Raw genomic sequence first — 18,050 nt, forward strand, 5'->3', positions numbered from 1 at the left:
GTCATGCATCACTTGTTCGTGGCGAGATGGACCCTCGCGTTCGCCGCCGCCCTTTCCGCGACGGCGGCCCGGTCGGAGGCGCCCCTCCCGCCGGTTCCCACGCCGCAGTTCCGCAGCTACGGCCAGCTGGAGGGCCTGCCCAGCAGCAACGTGCAGGCGGTGGCGCAGGATTCCCGCGGGTTCCTCTGGATCGCCACGCCGGTCGGGCTGACGCGTTTCGACGGCGTCGAATTCAGCCCGCCGGGCGTGGGCGAGGACGGGCGGCATCCGCTGGCCCTGAGCGGCATCACCACGATGACCATCGACCGCGAAGATCGCATCTGGATCGGCGGCGGCGACATCGGCGTGGCGCGCTACGACGTCGCCGCCGGCACGTTGGTGCAGTGGCGCGACGGCTTGTCCGACGACGACGTGAAGGCGATCGCGCATACGCGCGACGGCGCGGTGTGGGTCGGCACCTCCGAAGGGCTGGACCGTCTGCTTCCCGACGGCAAGGTCGAGCACGTGGCCGGCACGGAACGCGGGCTCATTCCCCAGGCCGTGCATGCGCTGCACGCGACGGACGACGATCGCCTGTGGGTGGGCGGCGACCAGGGTGTGGGCGTCATCGACGCGCAGGGGCGCTTCGAACGCGTGCCCTTCGCTGGCGACGTGCCCCGCGTACGGCATATCGCCGGGCGGCCGAACGAGCTGGTCGTCTCCACCGATCGGGGCGTCTACCTCCCGGGTACCGACGGGCGTCTGCATCGCGATGCGCGCCTTCCCGCGGTGCTCACGTACGCGACGCTCAGCGACAGCCATGGCAACCTTTGGATCGCCACCATCGACGGGCTCGAACTGCTCGACCGCCACGGCCGCCTGCACCGCATCCGTGGCGCGTGGATCGCATCCCGGGGCATCCCGGGGCGCAACGTGCGCAGCATGATCGAAGACGACGAGCACGGATTGTGGTTCGGCCTTGCCGATGGCGGACTCGCCTACCTGGGCCCGGGATCGGACGACTTCAGCCGTTTCACCCACGTCGCCACCGATGCCGACAGCCTCCCCGCGCGCGCGATCACCGCCGTGGCGGCCAAGGGCGACACGGCCTTGTGGGTGGGCGGTTACCGAGGCTGGATTCGCGCGTTCGACCCCGCCACGGGCAAGGCCTCCGACGGATTCGACATCGGGCCCGCCCGCGTGCAGTCGCTGTTCGAATCCGACGCCGGCCTGCTCATCGGCACGGTGGACGGCCTCTCGATCGCGTCGCGTCGCTCGGTGCGGCCGCTGGCACGCGATCGCATCCACCGCCCGGTGACGGCGATGGTGGGCGACGGAAAGGGCATGGTCTACGTGGCCGCCCTGGGGCAGGGCCTGTTCCGGCTCGATCCGCGTCGCCGCGCCGTCGAAGGCATTCCCTTCGAATCCGCCACGCGAGGCACGGCGGATACCCGCCAGATGGACATCGTCGACGGCGAACTGTGGCAGGCGAGCCTCGTCGGACTTTCGCGGCTCGACGCCTCGACGGGCACCATGCGTCCGGTCGATGGCGTGGCCGCCGGGAGAATCAACGCGTTCGAGCCCGGCGACGAGGGTTTCTGGGTGGTGAGGCCCGACGCGCTCGAACACTACCTATGGGACGGCCGCCATGCCGAACGGGATCTCAGCTTCGGCGGTACCGACGGCTTCCCGACCAGCGACATCCTCAACATCCGTCGCGATATCGCCGGCCGCCTCTGGTTGTACGGCCAGACCGGCGTGTGGCGTTTCGACCCGGGCATGACATCGTTCCGCCGCTTCGGGCTGGCCGACGGCCTGGCGAACGGCGAGTTCACCAATGCCATCACCGTGCAGCTTCCCGACGGCACCATGTACGGCGCGACGGTGGGAGGCATCGTGGGCTTTCGTCCCGATCGCCAGCGCGACCACGCCCATCGTCCCTCCGTCGTGGTGCTGGGCGCCAGCGTGCTGCGCGGAGGGCGGCGCGAGTCCATCCCAGTCGACGAGGGCGAGTTGCGCATCGGTTGGAACGATCGCGAACTCGAGATCCGGGCGCGCGCGCTCTCGTATGTCGACCCGGAAGAGAGCCGGCTGCGCGTCACCGTCGATCATGACGGCGAACAATCCCACGGGGTGACCGGAAAGGCGGGCGAGTATCGCTTCGCCGCGCTTGGCGCCGGCGTTTATCGCGTGCTGGTATCGGGGTTTCCGCGCGAATTCGGCGCCACGGCGTCGGCGCCCCCGCTCATCCTTCGGGTGGACGCCCCGCCGTGGATGCGTTGGTGGGCGTGGTTGCTCTACGCCGCGGCGGCGGCCGTCATCGCATGGGCGGTCGTGCGCGGTACGCGCCGGCGGGTGCGGCAGGCGATGCGCCTGAAGCTGGCGGAGCAGCGGCGCCAGCTCGCCGAACGGGCCAACTCGGCAAAAACCGAATTCATGGCGACGCTGGGGCACGAGATCCGCACGCCGATGACCGGCGTGCTCGGCATGGCCGAACTGATGGCGCAGACTCCGCTCGACGAGGTGCAACGCGGCTATGTGGAAGCCGTTCGCCGCTCGGGCGCGACCCTGCTTCGCCTCATCAACGATGCGCTGGACATCAGCCGCATCGAGTCCCGCCAGCTCGTGCTGGAAAGCGAAAGCGTGCCGGTGAGGGCACTGGCCGACGAAGTGGTGGCGCTCGCGTCGGGCAACGCCCGTGCCAAACAGCTCGCGCTATCCGCTGCCGTGGATGCCGACGTGCCCGAGGCCGTGCTCGGCGACACCGTGCGCTTGCGGCAGATCCTGCAGAACCTGGTGAACAACGCGGTGAAGTTCACCGAGCGCGGCGGCGTGTCGTTGCACGTCGCCTGGACCGACGCCAGCCTCGTCGCCACGGTGAAGGACACCGGGCCCGGCATGTCGAAAGAGCTCCTCTCGCGGCTTTTCTCGCGCTTCTCGCAGGGCGGTTCGCCCCAGCGTTCGGAAGGCTCGGGGTTGGGGCTAGCGATCTGTCACGAGCTTTGCGCGCTGATGGGCGGCAGCGTCACGGTGGACAGCGAGCCCGGCCGCGGCAGCACGTTCACCGTACGCCTGCCGTTGCCGCCCTGCGCGGTCGACGCGGCGGCGCCGGCACCGGCCGATGCCGAAGGCACGCGCGCACGACGCCTCCTCGTGGTGGAAGACGACCCGATGATCGCCGAGGTCATGGATGGCCTGCTCCGCCAGCGCGGGCACGACGTGAGCCTCGTGGGCGATGGCCTCAGCGCGATGACGGAGCTGTCCCGGGGGGCGTTCGATGCGTTGCTCCTCGATCTCGACCTTCCGGTGGTGAGCGGATTCCAGGTGGCGAGGATGGTCCGCCGCATGGACCACCTCGAGCGCATGCCCATCGTGGCCGTCACGGCGCGTTCGGCGGGCGACGAGACCTCGGCCATACGCGAGGCGGGGATGGACGCGCTGGTGCGCAAGCCGATGACGGGGGCGGACCTGGACGCGGTGCTGGAGGCGGTGTCGCGTTGAAGCGTCGCACCGTCGAGTCGCTAAAACCGGCTGCATCGCAGTAGGCACCGGCCTGCGCCCGTGCGACGCTTCGTGTTTACCTCGAGGTATCCGTCGTCGCGCCGGCGCAGGCCGGTGCCCACGGCGACGCGCTCGGTTATCGCGTCAGCCGAACCGTCGGAAATACGCCAGCGCGCCCACGACGAGCAACGTCGTCGGCAGGAGGTTGGCCAGCAGCGGCGGCAAGCCGTACACCGTGCCGAAGTTCACCATCGCCCCCTGCAGGAAATACCAGCCGATGGCGAGGATCACGCCGATGAAAAGCCGCTTGCCGAAGCCGCCCGAGCGCAGCGAACCGAACGCGAACGGCATGGCGCACAGCACCAGCACCAGCGTGTTGACGGCGAACAGCGCGCGGCCCCAGAAGGCGACGGCATAGGCGCCGGGATTCTGGCCGTTCGCCTCCAGGTAGCGCATGTTGCGCCGGAGGTCGCTCATCGACAGGTATTCGGGGTGGATCACCGACTGCTCGAGCACGTGCGGGTTCAGGCGTGACACCCAGGTCTGCGTGGGTTGCTCGGTGGAATGCGTTCCCTGGTCGTCGAGCGTGGTGGTGCGTACCTTGGACATGATCCACTGGTTGCCGTCGTGGATGGCGCTGTCGCCGTGCGAGAATTCCTTTACCTGTCCGTCGGGCGTGAACGTGAACACGCGCACGTCGACCAGTTTCACCGTGGTGCGGTCGCCGTCCTGCACGGCGATGGCCGACTTGGCATTGATGATCTTGCCCGCGTCGCGGGCCCACAGCCCGCTGCTGGTGGCGCCGAGGTTGCTCGAACGCATGCGCACCTGGATGGCCTGCGCGTGCTGGTCGCCGTAGGGCGCCGCGGTTTCGCCCATCACCACCACGGCGACGGTGAGGACGGCGATCACGCCGGCCGCGGAAACGGCGATGCGCAACTTGGACATGCCCGCCGCGCGCAGCGCCGTCAGTTCGCCGGTGGCGGCCAGCCCGCCGAGACCCAGCAGGCCACCGATCAGCGCCGCGTTGCTGAACATCTGGTAGAGGCGGCGCGGCACCGTCAGCATGATGTAGGCGATGGCGTCGTACAGCGTGAAGCCGTTCTTGCCGATGTTGCCGAGCTGGCGCACGAACTGGGTGAGGGCGTCGAAGCCGGTGAGCACCAGCCATACCAGCAGCAACGTGCCCAGCACGCTCATGCCGATCAGCCGGTCGGCGCGCTTGATCGTCAGGGCGCTCAAGCGACGGCTCCCTTGGCGACCACGCGGCGTGGCGCATTCTGGCGCCGGAAGAACCAGGCGGCCACCAGGAAGACGATGACGTGCAGCACCCAGATGGGGATGGACGTATGCAGGTGTTCCTTGATGATCTGCGCGCGCGCGATGAGCTGCCAGATCACGTAGAGGAAGTAGGCCAGCACCGCGACGAGCAGGCGGCCGTAGCGGGCGTCGCGCGGGGCCTGCCGGGACATCGGCAGCACCATCATCATCAGCACCAGCGTGCTGACCGGCGCGGCGAAGCGCGAGACGAGCTCGCCCAGCGATTCGGCGTCGTGCGCCTTGAAGAGGTCGGCGGTGGTGGCCTCGTGGGCCGGATCGCTGTCGCTGTCGTCGTCGGTGATGCTGGAGAGCGAGGCGTCGTTGCGGTCGTATTTCATGCGGCGCCAGTTGTCGCCCCCCAGGGGAATCTCGAACTGCCAGCCGTCGTAGAGGGCGAGGAAGCGGTTCTGGCCGTCGCTTTCCTGGTACATGCGGCCGCTCTTCGCATTGACCACGCGCACCTGCACCTTGCCCGCGCCGTCGGTATGGTCGGAGGCGAGGAAGGTCTTGCCCAGCACCGTGCCGTCGCGGCTGAGGCTTTCGACGAAGATGATGCCGCCCTTGCCGGGCAGTTCCGTGAAGCGCCCGGCATCGAGGCCGGCGGCGATCACCGACTTGTTGGCGGCCGCGATGACCTGGTCGGCCGTGCGGGCGGAGAGGGGGCCGAGCCACAGGGCCACCGTGCCCACGACGACCGTGGCGACCACGGCCAGTATCGCCACGGGGCGAAGCATGCCGCCGGGACCCATGCCGGAGGAGGCCAGCACGTGCATCTCGCTCTCGCGGTACATGCGGCCCAGGGCGATGAGGGTGCCCAGGAAGGCGGACATGGGCAGCAGCGTGGAGAGGAGGTCGACCATCTGCAGGCCGAGCACCTCGAACATCACGCTGGGCTGGATGCTGCCGTTGGCGACCTTCTGCAGCACGGTCGCGAAGGCGCCGCCGGCGAAGATCACCAGCAGCACCACGGCCGTGGCCACGATGCCGTAAGCGAGTTCGCGCAGGAAATAGCGGTCTAGGATGCTGAGCATTTGGTAGAATTGGCGGTTCGTGCCGCGTCAGTCCTGGCCGGCAATCCTTAAGTCTAGCCTGTCCGGGCCCCGGCGGGCTTTCGCAGGGCAGTTAGCTATGACGGTTCAGTTCAGCCTCGGTTCCAACGCTCCCGAATCCACCAGCACCCCCGTGGCCGTGGTCGGCGTCTACGAGAACGGTATCCTGACCAGCGCCGCGGCGCGCATCGATACGGCCGCCGACGGCGCCATCAAGCGCCTGGTCGAGGCGGGCGACGTCACCGGCAAGCTCGGCAACGTGGTCACGCTCCTGCACCCGCCCGGCGTGGCCGCGGCCCGCGTGCTGATCGTGGGCCTGGGGGCGCAGAAGGGCTTCGACGCGGGCCGCTACCAGCGCGTGACGCTCGAAGCCGCCCGCGCCATCGGCCGCCTGCCGGTGACCGAGGCCACCAGCTGGCTCGCCGAAATCGACGTGCCCGGCCGCGACGCCGCCTGGCGCGTCCGCGTCGGCGCCCTGGCCATCGACCACGCCGCCTATCGCTACACCGCCACGGTGAAGCCGCGTGACAAGGCCCAGCCCGAGCTGGCCTCGGTCACCCTCGTGGCCCCGGCCGACGGCGAAACCGGCCTGGTCGAGGCCCGCGCCATCGCCGAGGGCGTGCGCTATGCCCGCGAGCTGGCCAACCTGCCGCCGAACATCTGCAACCCCGGCTACATCGCCGACCAGGCCCGCGCCTTCGCCGACGCCAACGAGGGCGTCACCTGCGAGGTGCTCGAGCGCGCCGACATGGAGCGCGAAGGCTTCGGTTCCCTGCTGGCCGTGGCCCGCGGCTCGGCCAATCCGCCGCGCCTGGTCGTCCTGCAGTGGAACGGCGGCAAGGACGGCGAGCGCCCCTACGCCTTCGTCGGCAAGGGCATCACCTTCGACACCGGCGGCATCAGCCTCAAGCCGGGCCCGGGCATGGAGGAGATGAAGTTCGACATGGGCGGCGCCGCCGGCGTGCTCGGCTCCTTCGTCGCCGCCGTGCGCCTGAAGCTGCCGGTCAACCTGGTCTGCGTCGTGCCGGCCGTGGAAAACATGCCCGACGGCGACGCCTATCGCCCCGGCGACGTGCTCACCAGCCTCGCGGGCATCACCATCGAGGTGCTCAACACCGACGCGGAAGGCCGCCTGATCCTTTGCGACGCGCTCACCTATACCGGCAAGCGTTTCGACCCGCACACCATCATCGACGCCGCCACGCTCACCGGCGCCTGTGTCGTCGCGCTGGGCAAGCACGCCAGCGGCTTGATGACCAAGGACGAAACCCTCTCCGCCGAACTGCTCGCCGCGGGCGAGAGCACGCTCGACCGCGCATGGCGCCTGCCGCTGTGGGACGACTACCAGAGCCAGCTCGACTCGGTGTTCGCCGACGTGGCCAACATCGGCGGCAAGTACGCCGGCGCGATCACGGCGGGCTGCTTCCTCGCCCGTTTCACCGAAGGCCGTCGCTGGGCCCACCTCGACATCGCCGGCACGGCGTGGGACGAGGGCCGCAAGGGCCTGGCCACCGGCCGTCCGGTGCCGCTGCTCACGCAGTGGCTGCTCGACCGCGTGGCGGCCGGTTGATCGTCCGCCCATGCCGCGCGCCGACTTCTACCTGATCGACAAACCGCGGTTCCGCGACGATCCGCTGTTGCTGGTCTGCGAACTCGCCAAACGCGCGTTCGCGGCCCAGCAGCCCACGCTGATCCTCACGCGCGACTTCGAACAGGCCGAGGCCATCGACGAGCGGCTCTGGGATTTCGACGAAGACGCCTACGTCCCGCACCAACTGGCGGGCGACGATGACGACGGCAACATCGCCGTCCTCATCGTGCCGCCGGGCGTCGATACGCCCGACCGCCCCATGGTCATCAACCTGCGCGACGTCTGCGCACCGGGCCGCTACGACCGCGTGCTCGAGGTGGTGGCCGCCGACCCGGCCGAACGCGAGGGTTCGCGTGCGCGGTGGACGGAGTACAAGAAGGGTGGGTTCGAGGTGAACAAGCACGATATGTGATTGCGCCGGAGCCATCGGTTCATTCGCTTGCAGCGAATGCGTGCATCTACGTGCCGTAGGCGCGAAAAGCAGTGTGGGCTGAGGCACGAGCACCCGGCGCCCACCCTCGTCGCTCCGCCTCCGCCGGTCCTCGAATAAGGACAAGCCGCAGCGAGGCTTGGTGTCTGATGGCTGTGCCCCTTCGGACCCGCATGCCCGACCGGGGTTTTCGGACTCGGCATCCATGCCTCGGCCGAAAAGGCTGGTCGTCCTGACCAGCCCCGCTTCGCGGCCTTGTCCGGCCGAACACGCTCGACGACGAAAGTCGCGACGAGGGTGGTCGCCGGGCGCTCTCTATTCCGTGCGGCTGCTACTAGAGAGTCATTTGCATGGAAAACTCAGAACGTTCTCATATCTTATGAGTTTTGTTTTTTCCTACATTGATTTGGCCACATTGCGGCGTATCCATGCAGGGAGATTAGGATGACGTTTTTTCGCCGGGTCACGAGCCTGATCGTATTGAGTTGCGTTGTACCGGTGGTCGATGCGTCGGAGGGGATGGAGCTGACGATTTCCCATGATGGACGAAGCATTTCGGAACCCAATACGGTTGTCGTGACATTGTCGAACAAGTCGGGGCGAGAGGTGTTTGCCTATCGCGACCATAGTGCATTCTCGAAGCCGCAAGGTCGCCTGACGGGTGCCTGGTTCAAGATCACCGACAGCTTCAACCGCCCAGTGGTCTATAAAGGGCGGTCGGTATTTTTCGGGGCGCCCTCCGCATCGGCTTTCATCCGGCTTGAGCCCGGTGAGACCGTCAGCGTGTCAGTCGATCTTTCGAGGGAGTACGAGCTCCCGATTGCCGGGAAGGTTGCCGTGGCAACGAGCGTCGCGGTGTACGATCGCGTTCCGGAAATCATGCCAAATGGTGAATCCGAAGATTTACCTTATGAGTCGGTCAAGAGCAACGTCGAATCCTTTTACGTGGCGAAACCGGCTTAATCCAGCGCCTGAGGCACGCTCATCGGCCACTCGATGCACCCCGGAGCAGATAAGTGATACGCAGAAGGCGGTCGCTTCGGCACAAACGATTTCGAAGGGAGCGCTGGATTTTCTGGGTAGTCTTTATTACACCGATTCGATTGAACCGGCGAACCCACAGATTCCAAGGGTTCATATGAAGCCCCGTCGTCGCTACCAGAACTGGTTCGGTACGTGGGATGACGATGCACCTCAGGCGCCCGATCCTGCTTCTTCAGCCACTGACAATGATCGGGTGGACCGGACGGTCCTGGCGACGTATGTGCGTTTGCAAGGATCTATCAGTACCGTATGCGACGCATGCGTCGGATACCATCCCTCGTCGCGCGCATGGGCGGAAGGAAAGCTGATCCATCTTTGCCCGGTCAATTTTACCGACCCCATTACTGGAGGAATAACTTCGCAGGCTGGTACGATCGCTCACGAAGTTTCACACCAGAATGACGGTATCGCGTCGGGAACCGTCGATCTCGATGGGGTCAGAAGCCGCGCGAAGGCGCATGCGTTGCCTCGGCCATTCGCGGTGACGAGCGCGGCAAATTACGAATACTTCATTACAGATACCCCGTTGGGACGACTCGACGAATGAGAGGGAGGATGAAGGGTGAAAGGGCTTGATCTGCTACTCGGCATCCTGGTGACGATCATCTGGGGAAGCAATTTCTCCGTCATCGAAGTGGGCTTGCGCGATCTCGATCCCTTCCTTCTGACCGGCCTGCGTTTCGCCCTGACTGCCTTGCCGCTCGTGTTCTTCCTGCGTAAGCCCCGCGACGTACCCTTTGCGGCGTTGGCCGCATATGGGGTGATCTTTGGCGTGGGACTCTGGTGGGTGGTGAACCTGGCGATGGCCAAGGGCATGTCGCCCGGCATGTCGTCGCTGGTGTTGCAGTTCAGCGCGTTCTTCACCGTGGTGGCGAGCGCGGTGTTCCTGCAAGAGCGCATGACGGGTGCCCAGGTGGCGGGCATGCTGCTCGCCGCGTCGGGGCTCGGTTTCGTCATCGCGTACACGCGAGGCACGGCGACGACGGTCGGCATCGCCTTGGTGCTGGTCGCTGCGTGCGCGTGGACGGTGTGCAACCTGATCGTTAAGCGTTACCGGCCTGCCGACATGATGGCTTTCGTGGTGTGGTCGAGCCTGTTTTCGGCGCCGGTGTTGCTGTGCCTCACGTTTCTCGACAAAGGGGTGGAGCCGTTCGTGCACCTGTTCAACGACGTGAGCTGGGCTGCCATCGGCTCGGTGGTGTTCCAGGCGTACGTCACCACGGTGTTCGGATACATGGTGTGGAATAACCTGATGAAGACGTATCCGGCCGCGATGGTGGCGCCTTTGTCCCTGATCGTTCCGGTGTCGGGGATCGTTACGTCGTACGTCGCATTCGACGAACGCTTTTCGGCCGGGGTTTGGGTCGGCGTTGCCGTGATGTTGTTCGGGATCGGCGTGTTCGTGTGTGCGCCTTACCTAAGGCGGCGCGTGGTGGTTGCTTGAGGTAACTTGCGACGAGAGCCGATTTGGCGCCGTCGCTCCTTCGGACGCAAGGCGCTGGGTTCCTGCGTACGCAGGAACGACGGGCTGCAAGGTTCACCGCCACGGCAATATCTTCCACGTCATTACCGCGTACGCCGGAACGCCGGGCTGCAAGATTTACCGCTACGGCAGTAGCCCTCACGTCATTCCTGCGTACGCAGGAATCCAGCGCGCCGGTCCATGGCGGGCGACGGCGCTACATCGGCTCGGGCGCAAGGTGGCTCAGTCACGATGGCGTCCCGGCGGCGCGCGCTTCGCCGCCAAAACGCGTCAACCGCCCAACTTGCGAGCCTGCTCCCGCATCGCATCCGCCTGGCGCGTCCAGTCGGCGATGCGCTGGCGCTCCTGCTCGACGACCTCGGCCGGTGCGTTGGCGACGAAGTTGGCGTTGCCGAGCTTGGCCTCGCACTTGCGGATCTCGCCTTCCACGCGGGCGATTTCCTTCGCCAGGCGGGTCTTCTCCGCGCCCAGGTCGATGAGGCCTTCGAGCGGGATCAGCACGCGCATGCCGCCGACCACCGCGACGGCGGCGGCAGGCTCGTCGCCTTCGATCCATGTCGGCGATTCGACACGGCCCAGGAACGCCACCTGCGCGGCGAACTTGGTGGCGCGCGCGCGATCGGACGCCTCACCGTCGGCGAAGAACAGCGGGATGACCTTGCCGGGGGCGATGTTCATTTCCGAGCGGATGCGGCGCACGCTGGTGAGTACGTCCTTCACCCATTCGATCTCGGCCGTGGCCGCCACATCGGCCGTGATGTCGTCGGCTTCGGGGTAGGGGCGCAGCATGATCGTGTCGCCCTCGATGCCTAGCACCGGGCGGACGTTCTGCCAGATTTCCTCGGTAACGAAGGGAATCAGCGGATGCAGCGCACGCAGCAGCGTTTCCAGCACGTGCACCAGCGTGTAGCGCGTGGACGCGATGGCGCCCGCGTCGTCGCCGTTGAGCGCGGGCTTGGACAGCTCGAGGAACCAGTCGCAGAACTCGTTCCAGGTGAACTCGTAAAGCGCCTGGGCGACGAGGTCGAAGCGATAGAGCGCGAGCTGCTCCTTCACCGTGGCCAGCGTGTCGCGCAGGCGGGTGAGGATCCAGCGCTCGGCTTCGGTCGACGGTGCCACCGGCGTGACCGGGCCGTCGCCGAGGTTCATCAGCACGAAGCGCGAGGCGTTCCACAGCTTGTTGACGAAGGCCTTGTAGCCGCCGCAACGTTCCAGGTCGAACTTGATGTCGCGGCCGTGCGTGGCGAGCGAGGCGAAGGTGAAGCGCAGCGCGTCCGCGCCGAAGGCGGGGATGCCTTCCGCGAATTCCTTGCGCGTGGCCTTGTCGATCTTCTCGGCCATCTTCGGCTGCATCAGGCCGCGCGTGCGCTTGGTGAGCAGGTCGTCGAGCGTGATGCCGTCGATGAGGTCGAGCGGGTCGAGCACGTTGCCCTTGGACTTGGACATCTTCTGGCCGTCCTTGTCGCGGATAAGGCCCGTGACGTAGACGTCCTTGAAGGGGACTTCGCCGGTGAAGTGGTCGGTCATCATGATCATCCGGGCCACCCAGAAGAAGATGATGTCGAAGCCGGTGACCAGCACGTTGGTGGGCAGGTAGCGGTCGAAGCCACGCTCGGCCTGCGCCTTCGGATCGGGCCAGCCCAGCGTGGAATGGCTCCACAGCGCGGACGAGAACCAGGTCTCGAGCACGTCGTCGTCGCGGCGCAACTCGCCGGCGTAGCCACGCGAGGCGGCGATGGCCTTGGCTTCCGCCTCGTCGTGCGCCACCACGATGCCGCCGTCGGCGGTGTACCACGCGGGGATGCGATGGCCCCAGGTGAGCTGGCGGCTGATGCACCAGTCCTGGATGTTGCCCAGCCAGTGGCGGTAGGTGTTGATCCAGTTCTCGGGCACGAACTTCACCTGGCCCTGCTCGACCAGCTCGAGGCCGCGCGCGGCCAGCGTGTCCATCTTTACGAACCACTGCCAGGTAAGGTAGGGCTCGATCACCTGGCCGGTGCGGTCGCCGCGCGGCACCTGGAGCTTGTGCTTCTTCGTCTCGACCAGCAGTTCCTGCGCTTCGAGGTCGGCCAGCACGGCCTTGCGCGCCACGTAACGATCCATGCCGCGATACTTCGCCGGCGCGGCGTCGTTGATGGCGGCGTCGTCGGTGAGGATGTTGATCAGCGGCAGGTCATGGCGCTGGCCGATGGCGTAATCGTTGAAATCGTGCGCCGGGGTGATCTTCACGCAGCCGGTGCCGAATTCTTTCTCGACGTAGTCGTCGGCGATGATGGGAATCTCGCGGTCGGACAGCGGCAGCTTGAGCATGCGGCCGACCAGGTGCGCGTAGCGCTCGTCGTCCGGGTGCACGGCCACGGCCACGTCGCCGAGCATGGTCTCGGGACGCGTGGTGGCGACGATCAGCTCACCCGAGCCGTCGGCCAGCGGGTAGCGGATGGACCACAGCGAGCCGTCTTCCTCTTCGCTGACCACCTCGAGGTCGGAGATGGCGGTCTTCAGCACCGGATCCCAGTTGACCAGCTTCTGGCCGCGGTAGATCAGGCCCTCTTCGTGCAGGCGCACGAAGGTTTCGACGACGGCCTGGGAGGGGCCCTCGTCCATGGTGAACACTTCGCGGCTCCAGTCGCCGGAGACGCCCATGCGGCGCATCTGCCGGCCGATGGTGCCGCCGGATTCCTTCTTCCACTCCCACACGCGCTCGATGAAGGCGTCGCGGCCGAAGTCGGAACGCTGCTTGCCCTCGGCATTCAGCTGCCGGGTGACGACCATTTCGGTGGCGATGCCGGCGTGATCCGTGCCCAGCTGCCACAAGGTGTCGAAGCCGCGCATGCGGTGGTAGCGCACCAGGGTATCCATGATGGTGTGCTGGAACGCGTGGCCCATGTGCAGCGTGCCCGTCACGTTGGGCGGCGGCAGCATGATCGTGTAGGGCGTGCCCTTGCCCGACGGCTTGAAATAGCCGTTGGCTTCCCAGTGGGCATACCACTTCGACTCGATCTGGCTGGGCTCGAAACTCTTGTCCATGCGGGGATTCTCGGCGCGGGACCCGTCAAGGTCGCGGATGGGCAGGCGAAAAGGGGGTCATTGTAGGCGATACTGGGCGGATGACTGAACACGAAGTGGCCGCGATCCTCGGCGCGGACGGTCCGTTCGCCAGCGAAGTACCGGGTTTCGCGCCACGCGAGGCCCAGCAGCGCATGGCCGTCGCGGTGGCCGAGGCGATCGACGAGCGCGACCTGCTCATCGCCGAAGCCGGCACGGGCACCGGCAAGACCTTCGCCTACCTCGTTCCCGCCTTGATGTCGGGGCGCAAGGTCATCGTTTCCACCGGCACCAAGGCCTTGCAGGACCAGCTGTTCTTCCGCGACCTGCCGCGGGTGCGCTCGGTGCTGGGCAGCCGCGCGAAGGTGAGCCTGCTCAAGGGCCGGGCCAACTACCTCTGCCTGCATCGCCTCGACCAGGCCGTGCGCGAGGGCAACCCCGATCGCCGCGTGGCCGGACAGCTTTCCGCCATCCGCCTGTGGGCCACGCGCACGCGGCGTGGCGACCGCTCGGAAATGGCCGAGATCCCCGAGGATTCACCGCTGTGGCCGCGGGTCACGTCCACGCCGGAGAACTGCCTCGGCGTGGAATGCGCGTTCTTCGACGACTGCCACGTGGTGAAGGCGCGGCGCGAGGCGATGGAATCGGACGTGGTCGTGGTCAACCACCACCTGCTCATGGCCGACCTGGCTTTGAAGCAGGAAGGGTTCGGCGAGATCCTGCCCGGGGCGGACGCCTTCATCCTCGACGAGGCCCACCAGATTCCCGAGCTGGCCGGCCAGTTCTTTTCGCAGAGCGTGAGCGCCCGCCAGCTCACCGACCTGGGCCAGGACGCGCTGGCCGAAGCGCAGGGCGTCACCGGTGCGCTCAGCCAGTTGCTCGAACCCGTCGAAACGTTGAACGACCTGGTCAGGCGCCTGCGCCTGGCGATGGCCTCGCTGCCCGAGCGCGGTCCGTTCGGCGCGCTGGATCGCGACGGAGGTGCCCACGAGGGCCTTACCGAGTTGCGCGACGTGATGGCCGCGCTTGCCCACCTGCTGTCGGGCCTGGGCGAACGCTCGCGCGGCCTCGCCAACGTGTACGAGCGGGCGCAGATGCTGAGCCTGCGGCTGGATCGCATCGCCGAGGAGCACTCGGCCAGCGACGTGCGCTGGTACGAGGTGTCGCCACGCGGGTTTTCGCTGCACGCGACGCCGCTGGACCTCGCCTCGCCGCTGCGGGCGATGCGCCTGGCCACGCAAGCGGCCTGGATCCACACCTCGGCCACGTTATCGATCGCGGGGGATTTCAGCCACTTCGCGCGCCAGCTCGGCATCGAAGACCCGCGCACCCTGCATGTGGAAAGCCCGTTCGATTACCCGCGCCAGGCATTGGCCTACTTGCCGAAGGATCTCCCCGATCCCTCCGCCCGCGACTACACCGACAAGGTGATCGCCGCCGTGCGGCCGGTGCTCGACGCGTCGGACGGTCGTGCGTTCCTGTTGTTCACGTCCCATCGCGCGCTGCGTCGCGCCGCGGAACTGATGGAGGGTCGCGTACCCTGGCCATTGTTCGTGCAGGGCACGGCACCGCGCCATCGTCTGCTGGAAGACTTCCGCGCCAGCGGCAACGGCGTGCTGCTGGGCGCGGCGAGCTTCTGGGAAGGCGTGGACGTGGCGGGCGACGCGCTCGGCGTGGTGGTGATCGACAAACTGCCGTTCGCCATGCCCGACGACCCCGTATTGCAGGCACGGTTGGAAGCCCTGGAAGAGGCCGGCATCAATCCCTTCATGGGCTGGCAAGTGCCCACCGCCGTGATCGCGTTGAAGCAGGGCGCGGGACGGCTCATTCGCGACGTGCACGATCGTGGCGTGCTGGTGCTGTGCGATCCGCGCCTGTCGAGCAAGGGTTACGGTCGGCTGTTTCTCGCGAGCCTGCCGCCCATGCCCCGCACGCGTGAATTGACCGACGCGGTGGCGTTTCTTTCCCGGCCGGCCGACGGCGCCTGAGGCGTCAGGCCTCGTTCGCGTAGTACACGAGCACCGTGGCGCCGTCCGGCCCCGCGTGGCCTCGTCGCACCACCTCCGGGTGGTCGGCGAGCGCGTCGCCGGGACACACCGGCGGCCGCCGGCCCACGGCGACAGGCAGGCGCAGGTCGCCCTTCACCACGTAACCGCCCACGGGCGGTGAGCCGTTTCGCCAGGGCAGGCCCGCGCCCGGGCCGATGGAAATGCGCAGCAGGCGCATGCGGCTGCCGTCGCCGAGCAACGCGGCATGGGAGGGCGCCGCGGTGTTCACCGTCGCGGGCCGGGCATGCGGCGAGGGTTGCGCCATCGCGATGACGGCCCCGATGAGGAGGGTGGCGGGCAGGGCAAGACGGACGGGCGGCATGGCGGTTCCTTGCGATGACTTCGGTGCGATCCTGCGTGGCGAACGGCGCGTGTGTCTTGAGAACACTCTCATTCATAACGGCGAATTTTCGTAAGCCGCCGCGTTCCGCCCCACGGCGCCCCGGGATTGCCACGGGCCTGGCCGGGACGGGTCCGACGTGGCGCACACCATCGGCGCACGACCCTACGAAGGATATCGCCCGATGCCGCGCTGGATGCAATCGATGACCGCCAAGGTGCTTGGCATAGGCCTGCTTGCCTTGCTCATGATGATTCCGTTGTCGCAATCCGATGGCCTGGTGCGCGAGCGGCAGTCCATGCGCGATACGGCCGCCGTGCGCGTGGCGGACGGATGGGGCGGGCCGCAGACGCTCGGCGGACTCGTGCTCGGCGTGCCCACGCGCGACGAGGTGCGCGATCGCGACGGCAAGCTCGTCGGCATGCGCGACTCCACCGCCATCGTGCTCGCCGACGAGCTGGTGACGGTGGCCGACCTAGCCGTCGGCGAACGCCGTTTCGGCATGTATTCGGTGCCGGTCTATACCGGCGAAGTGACGATCCATGGACGCATCCTGCCCGCCGACGTGCGCCGGTTCGCCGACGCGTCCACGGCGCGGTGGGACCCCGCCAGGGCCGAGTTGCGCCTCCTCGTCGCCGATACGCGCGGCCTGCAGGGCATCACCGCGCTGACGGTGGACGGGCGCACGGCGACGCTGGCGTCGTCCACGGCACGCATGGGGCCGTACACGGTGCTCGCCACGCCCTTGCCGATCGATCCGTCGCGCGATGTGCCGGTGGACGTGGCGATCACTTTGCGCATCGCCGGTACGGAGTCGTTCTCGGTGCTGCCGCTGGCGCGCTCGAACGACGTGCGCATTCGTTCCCCCTGGCCGGATCCGAGTTTCACCGGCGCGCTCCTGCCCGCCAGGCGCAGCGTGACCGCGAAGGGTTTCGACGCGGCCTGGCAGGTGCTCGACCTCAACCGGGCGTATGGACAGCAATGGGATGCGGCGGACGGCGACGTCGCCCGACGGCTCGAACCGTCCGCTTTCGGCGTGAAACTCTACCAGCCCGGCGGCGTGTACCAGCAGAACGATCGGGCCGGGAAGTACGGGCTGCTGTTCATCGCGCTCACCTTCGTGGCGTTCTTCCTGTTCGAGGTGCTGAAGGGGTTGCGGCTGCATCCGGTGCAATACCTGCTGATCGGTGCGGCGATGACCAGTTTCTACGTGTTGTTGCTGGCCCTGTCCGAGCAGATCGGTTTCGGCCCCGCCTATGCGTTGGCGTCCGCCACGGTGGTGCTGATCGTGGGCGGCTATGCGATGGCCGTGCTGCGCGCCCGGGGCGCGGGATGTGTGCTGGGCGGCGTTCTGGCCCTGGTTTACGCGATACTCTACGGTCTGATCGGCGCGGAGCAGTACGCGCTGCTCATCGGTTCGGTGGTGCTGGTCGCGGTCGTCGCGTTGCTCATGTACCTCACCCGCCGCATCGATTGGTACGCCCAGGGCGTGCCTTCCCTCACGAAGCCGGACACGCCATGAACTTCCTCGCCATCGAAACCTCCACGGAAGCCTGCTCGGTCGCCCTCGTCCACGGCGACGAAGTGATCGAGCGCAGCGAGATCGCCCCACGCCGGCACGCCGAGCTGGTGTTGCCGATGGCGGACGAACTGCTCGCCGAGGCGGGCCTGAAGCGCGAAGCGCTCGACGGCATCGCCGTGGGACGCGGTCCCGGCGCGTTCACCGGGGTACGCCTCGGTGTGTCGTTGGCCCAGGGCATGGCGATGGCGCTCGACGTGCCGGTGGTCACCGTGTCGTCGCTGGAAGCCCTGGCGCTGGAAGCACCGGAGGACGACGGGTTCATCCTCTCGGTGATCGACGCGCGCATGGGTGAGATCTACGTGGCCACGTGGAAGCGCGAGGACGACGGCAGCGTGTCGCTCATCGATCGCGAGCGGGTGGATACGGCGGCGGCACTGCGGCTTCCCGAGGCGTCGGCGTGGCATGTGGTCGGCACCGGGTGGGGTACTTACGAGGCGGTGCTGCGCGAGCGCATCCGCGGCACGATCCGTTCGGCCGACGGTTTGCGTTATCCGCAGGCCAGGCACGTGGCGGAGATCGCGGTGAAGCGTTTTCGCGAGGGCGCGGCGGTGGCGCCGGAGCTGGCGTTGCCGGTGTATCTGCGCGACAAGGTCGCGCTCACCCTCGTGGAACAAGGCAAGGCCTGATTCGCCGATGCG

The 18,050-nt window shown here is 67.4% G+C and carries 13 protein-coding genes; 9 read left to right on the plus strand and 4 right to left on the minus strand.

Going from position 1 to position 18,050, the window contains the following annotated elements:
* Positions 1–3 precede the first annotated feature (3 nt).
* The gene (locus tag JNG39_RS00880) at positions 4–3,480 is read left to right on the plus strand and encodes an ATP-binding protein (RefSeq protein ID WP_368309125.1); all 3,477 of its coding nucleotides are present in this window, start codon (positions 4–6) and stop codon (positions 3,478–3,480) included.
* Between the two features lie 144 nt (positions 3,481–3,624).
* Here the strand turns inward: JNG39_RS00880 and lptG are convergent, their stop codons facing one another.
* Entirely contained in the window at positions 3,625–4,722 is a 1,098-nt protein-coding gene (lptG, locus tag JNG39_RS00885; RefSeq protein WP_368309126.1) for an LPS export ABC transporter permease LptG, read from the minus strand.
* Positions 4,719–5,831, minus strand: coding sequence for an LPS export ABC transporter permease LptF (gene lptF, locus JNG39_RS00890; RefSeq protein ID WP_368309127.1), 1,113 nt, complete (start codon positions 5,829–5,831; stop codon positions 4,719–4,721). The genes lptG and lptF overlap by 4 nt, the downstream gene beginning before the upstream one ends.
* 97 nt (positions 5,832–5,928) lie before the next feature.
* On the opposite strand from lptF, the gene JNG39_RS00895 reads away from it, so the two are divergent.
* From JNG39_RS00895 to JNG39_RS00915, 5 genes are all read left to right on the plus strand, one after another.
* A complete protein-coding gene (locus tag JNG39_RS00895) occupies positions 5,929–7,419 on the plus strand; it encodes a leucyl aminopeptidase (RefSeq protein WP_368309128.1) in 1,491 nt (496 codons plus the stop codon).
* A 10-nt stretch (positions 7,420–7,429) separates the two neighbouring features.
* Positions 7,430–7,852 carry a DNA polymerase III subunit chi gene (locus tag JNG39_RS00900; protein ID WP_368309129.1) on the plus strand — a complete coding sequence of 141 codons (423 nt, stop codon included), beginning with the start codon at positions 7,430–7,432 and terminating at the stop codon, positions 7,850–7,852.
* Between the two features lie 462 nt (positions 7,853–8,314).
* Positions 8,315–8,833 carry a hypothetical protein gene (locus JNG39_RS00905; protein WP_368309131.1) on the plus strand — a complete coding sequence of 173 codons (519 nt, stop codon included), beginning with the start codon at positions 8,315–8,317 and terminating at the stop codon, positions 8,831–8,833.
* A 175-nt stretch (positions 8,834–9,008) separates the two neighbouring features.
* Positions 9,009–9,461, plus strand: coding sequence for a M35 family metallo-endopeptidase (locus tag JNG39_RS00910; protein WP_368309132.1), 453 nt, complete (start codon positions 9,009–9,011; stop codon positions 9,459–9,461).
* A gap of 15 nt (positions 9,462–9,476) precedes the next feature.
* Positions 9,477–10,358, plus strand: a complete 882-nt coding sequence (locus tag JNG39_RS00915) for an EamA family transporter (protein ID WP_368309133.1) — start codon at positions 9,477–9,479, stop codon at positions 10,356–10,358.
* 309 nt (positions 10,359–10,667) lie between these two features.
* Here the strand turns inward: JNG39_RS00915 and JNG39_RS00920 are convergent, their stop codons facing one another.
* Complete coding sequence (locus JNG39_RS00920; RefSeq protein ID WP_368309134.1) at positions 10,668–13,424, minus strand: valine--tRNA ligase; 2,757 nt, start codon at positions 13,422–13,424, stop codon at positions 10,668–10,670.
* Between the two features lie 80 nt (positions 13,425–13,504).
* Here JNG39_RS00920 and JNG39_RS00925 point away from each other — a divergent pair, with 80 nt between their 5' ends.
* Positions 13,505–15,430: an ATP-dependent DNA helicase gene (locus tag JNG39_RS00925; RefSeq protein ID WP_368309136.1), complete on the plus strand. Its 1,926-nt coding sequence runs from the start codon at positions 13,505–13,507 to the stop codon at positions 15,428–15,430.
* A gap of 4 nt (positions 15,431–15,434) precedes the next feature.
* On the opposite strand, the gene JNG39_RS00930 is transcribed toward JNG39_RS00925, so the two are convergent.
* The gene (locus tag JNG39_RS00930) at positions 15,435–15,812 is read right to left on the minus strand and encodes a hypothetical protein (RefSeq protein ID WP_368309137.1); all 378 of its coding nucleotides are present in this window, start codon (positions 15,810–15,812) and stop codon (positions 15,435–15,437) included.
* Positions 15,813–16,014: 202 nt separating this feature from the next.
* Between JNG39_RS00930 and creD the strand changes: the two genes are divergently transcribed.
* Complete coding sequence (creD, locus tag JNG39_RS00935; protein WP_368309138.1) at positions 16,015–17,352, plus strand: cell envelope integrity protein CreD; 1,338 nt, start codon at positions 16,015–16,017, stop codon at positions 17,350–17,352.
* Positions 17,349–18,038: a tRNA (adenosine(37)-N6)-threonylcarbamoyltransferase complex dimerization subunit type 1 TsaB gene (tsaB, locus tag JNG39_RS00940; protein WP_368309139.1), complete on the plus strand. Its 690-nt coding sequence runs from the start codon at positions 17,349–17,351 to the stop codon at positions 18,036–18,038. Before creD ends, tsaB begins: the two co-directional genes overlap by 4 nt.
* The last annotated feature ends 12 nt before the right edge of the window (positions 18,039–18,050 follow it).

Source organism: Luteibacter sp. CQ10, assembly GCF_040900725.1.
GTDB lineage: Bacteria > Pseudomonadota > Gammaproteobacteria > Xanthomonadales > Rhodanobacteraceae > Luteibacter.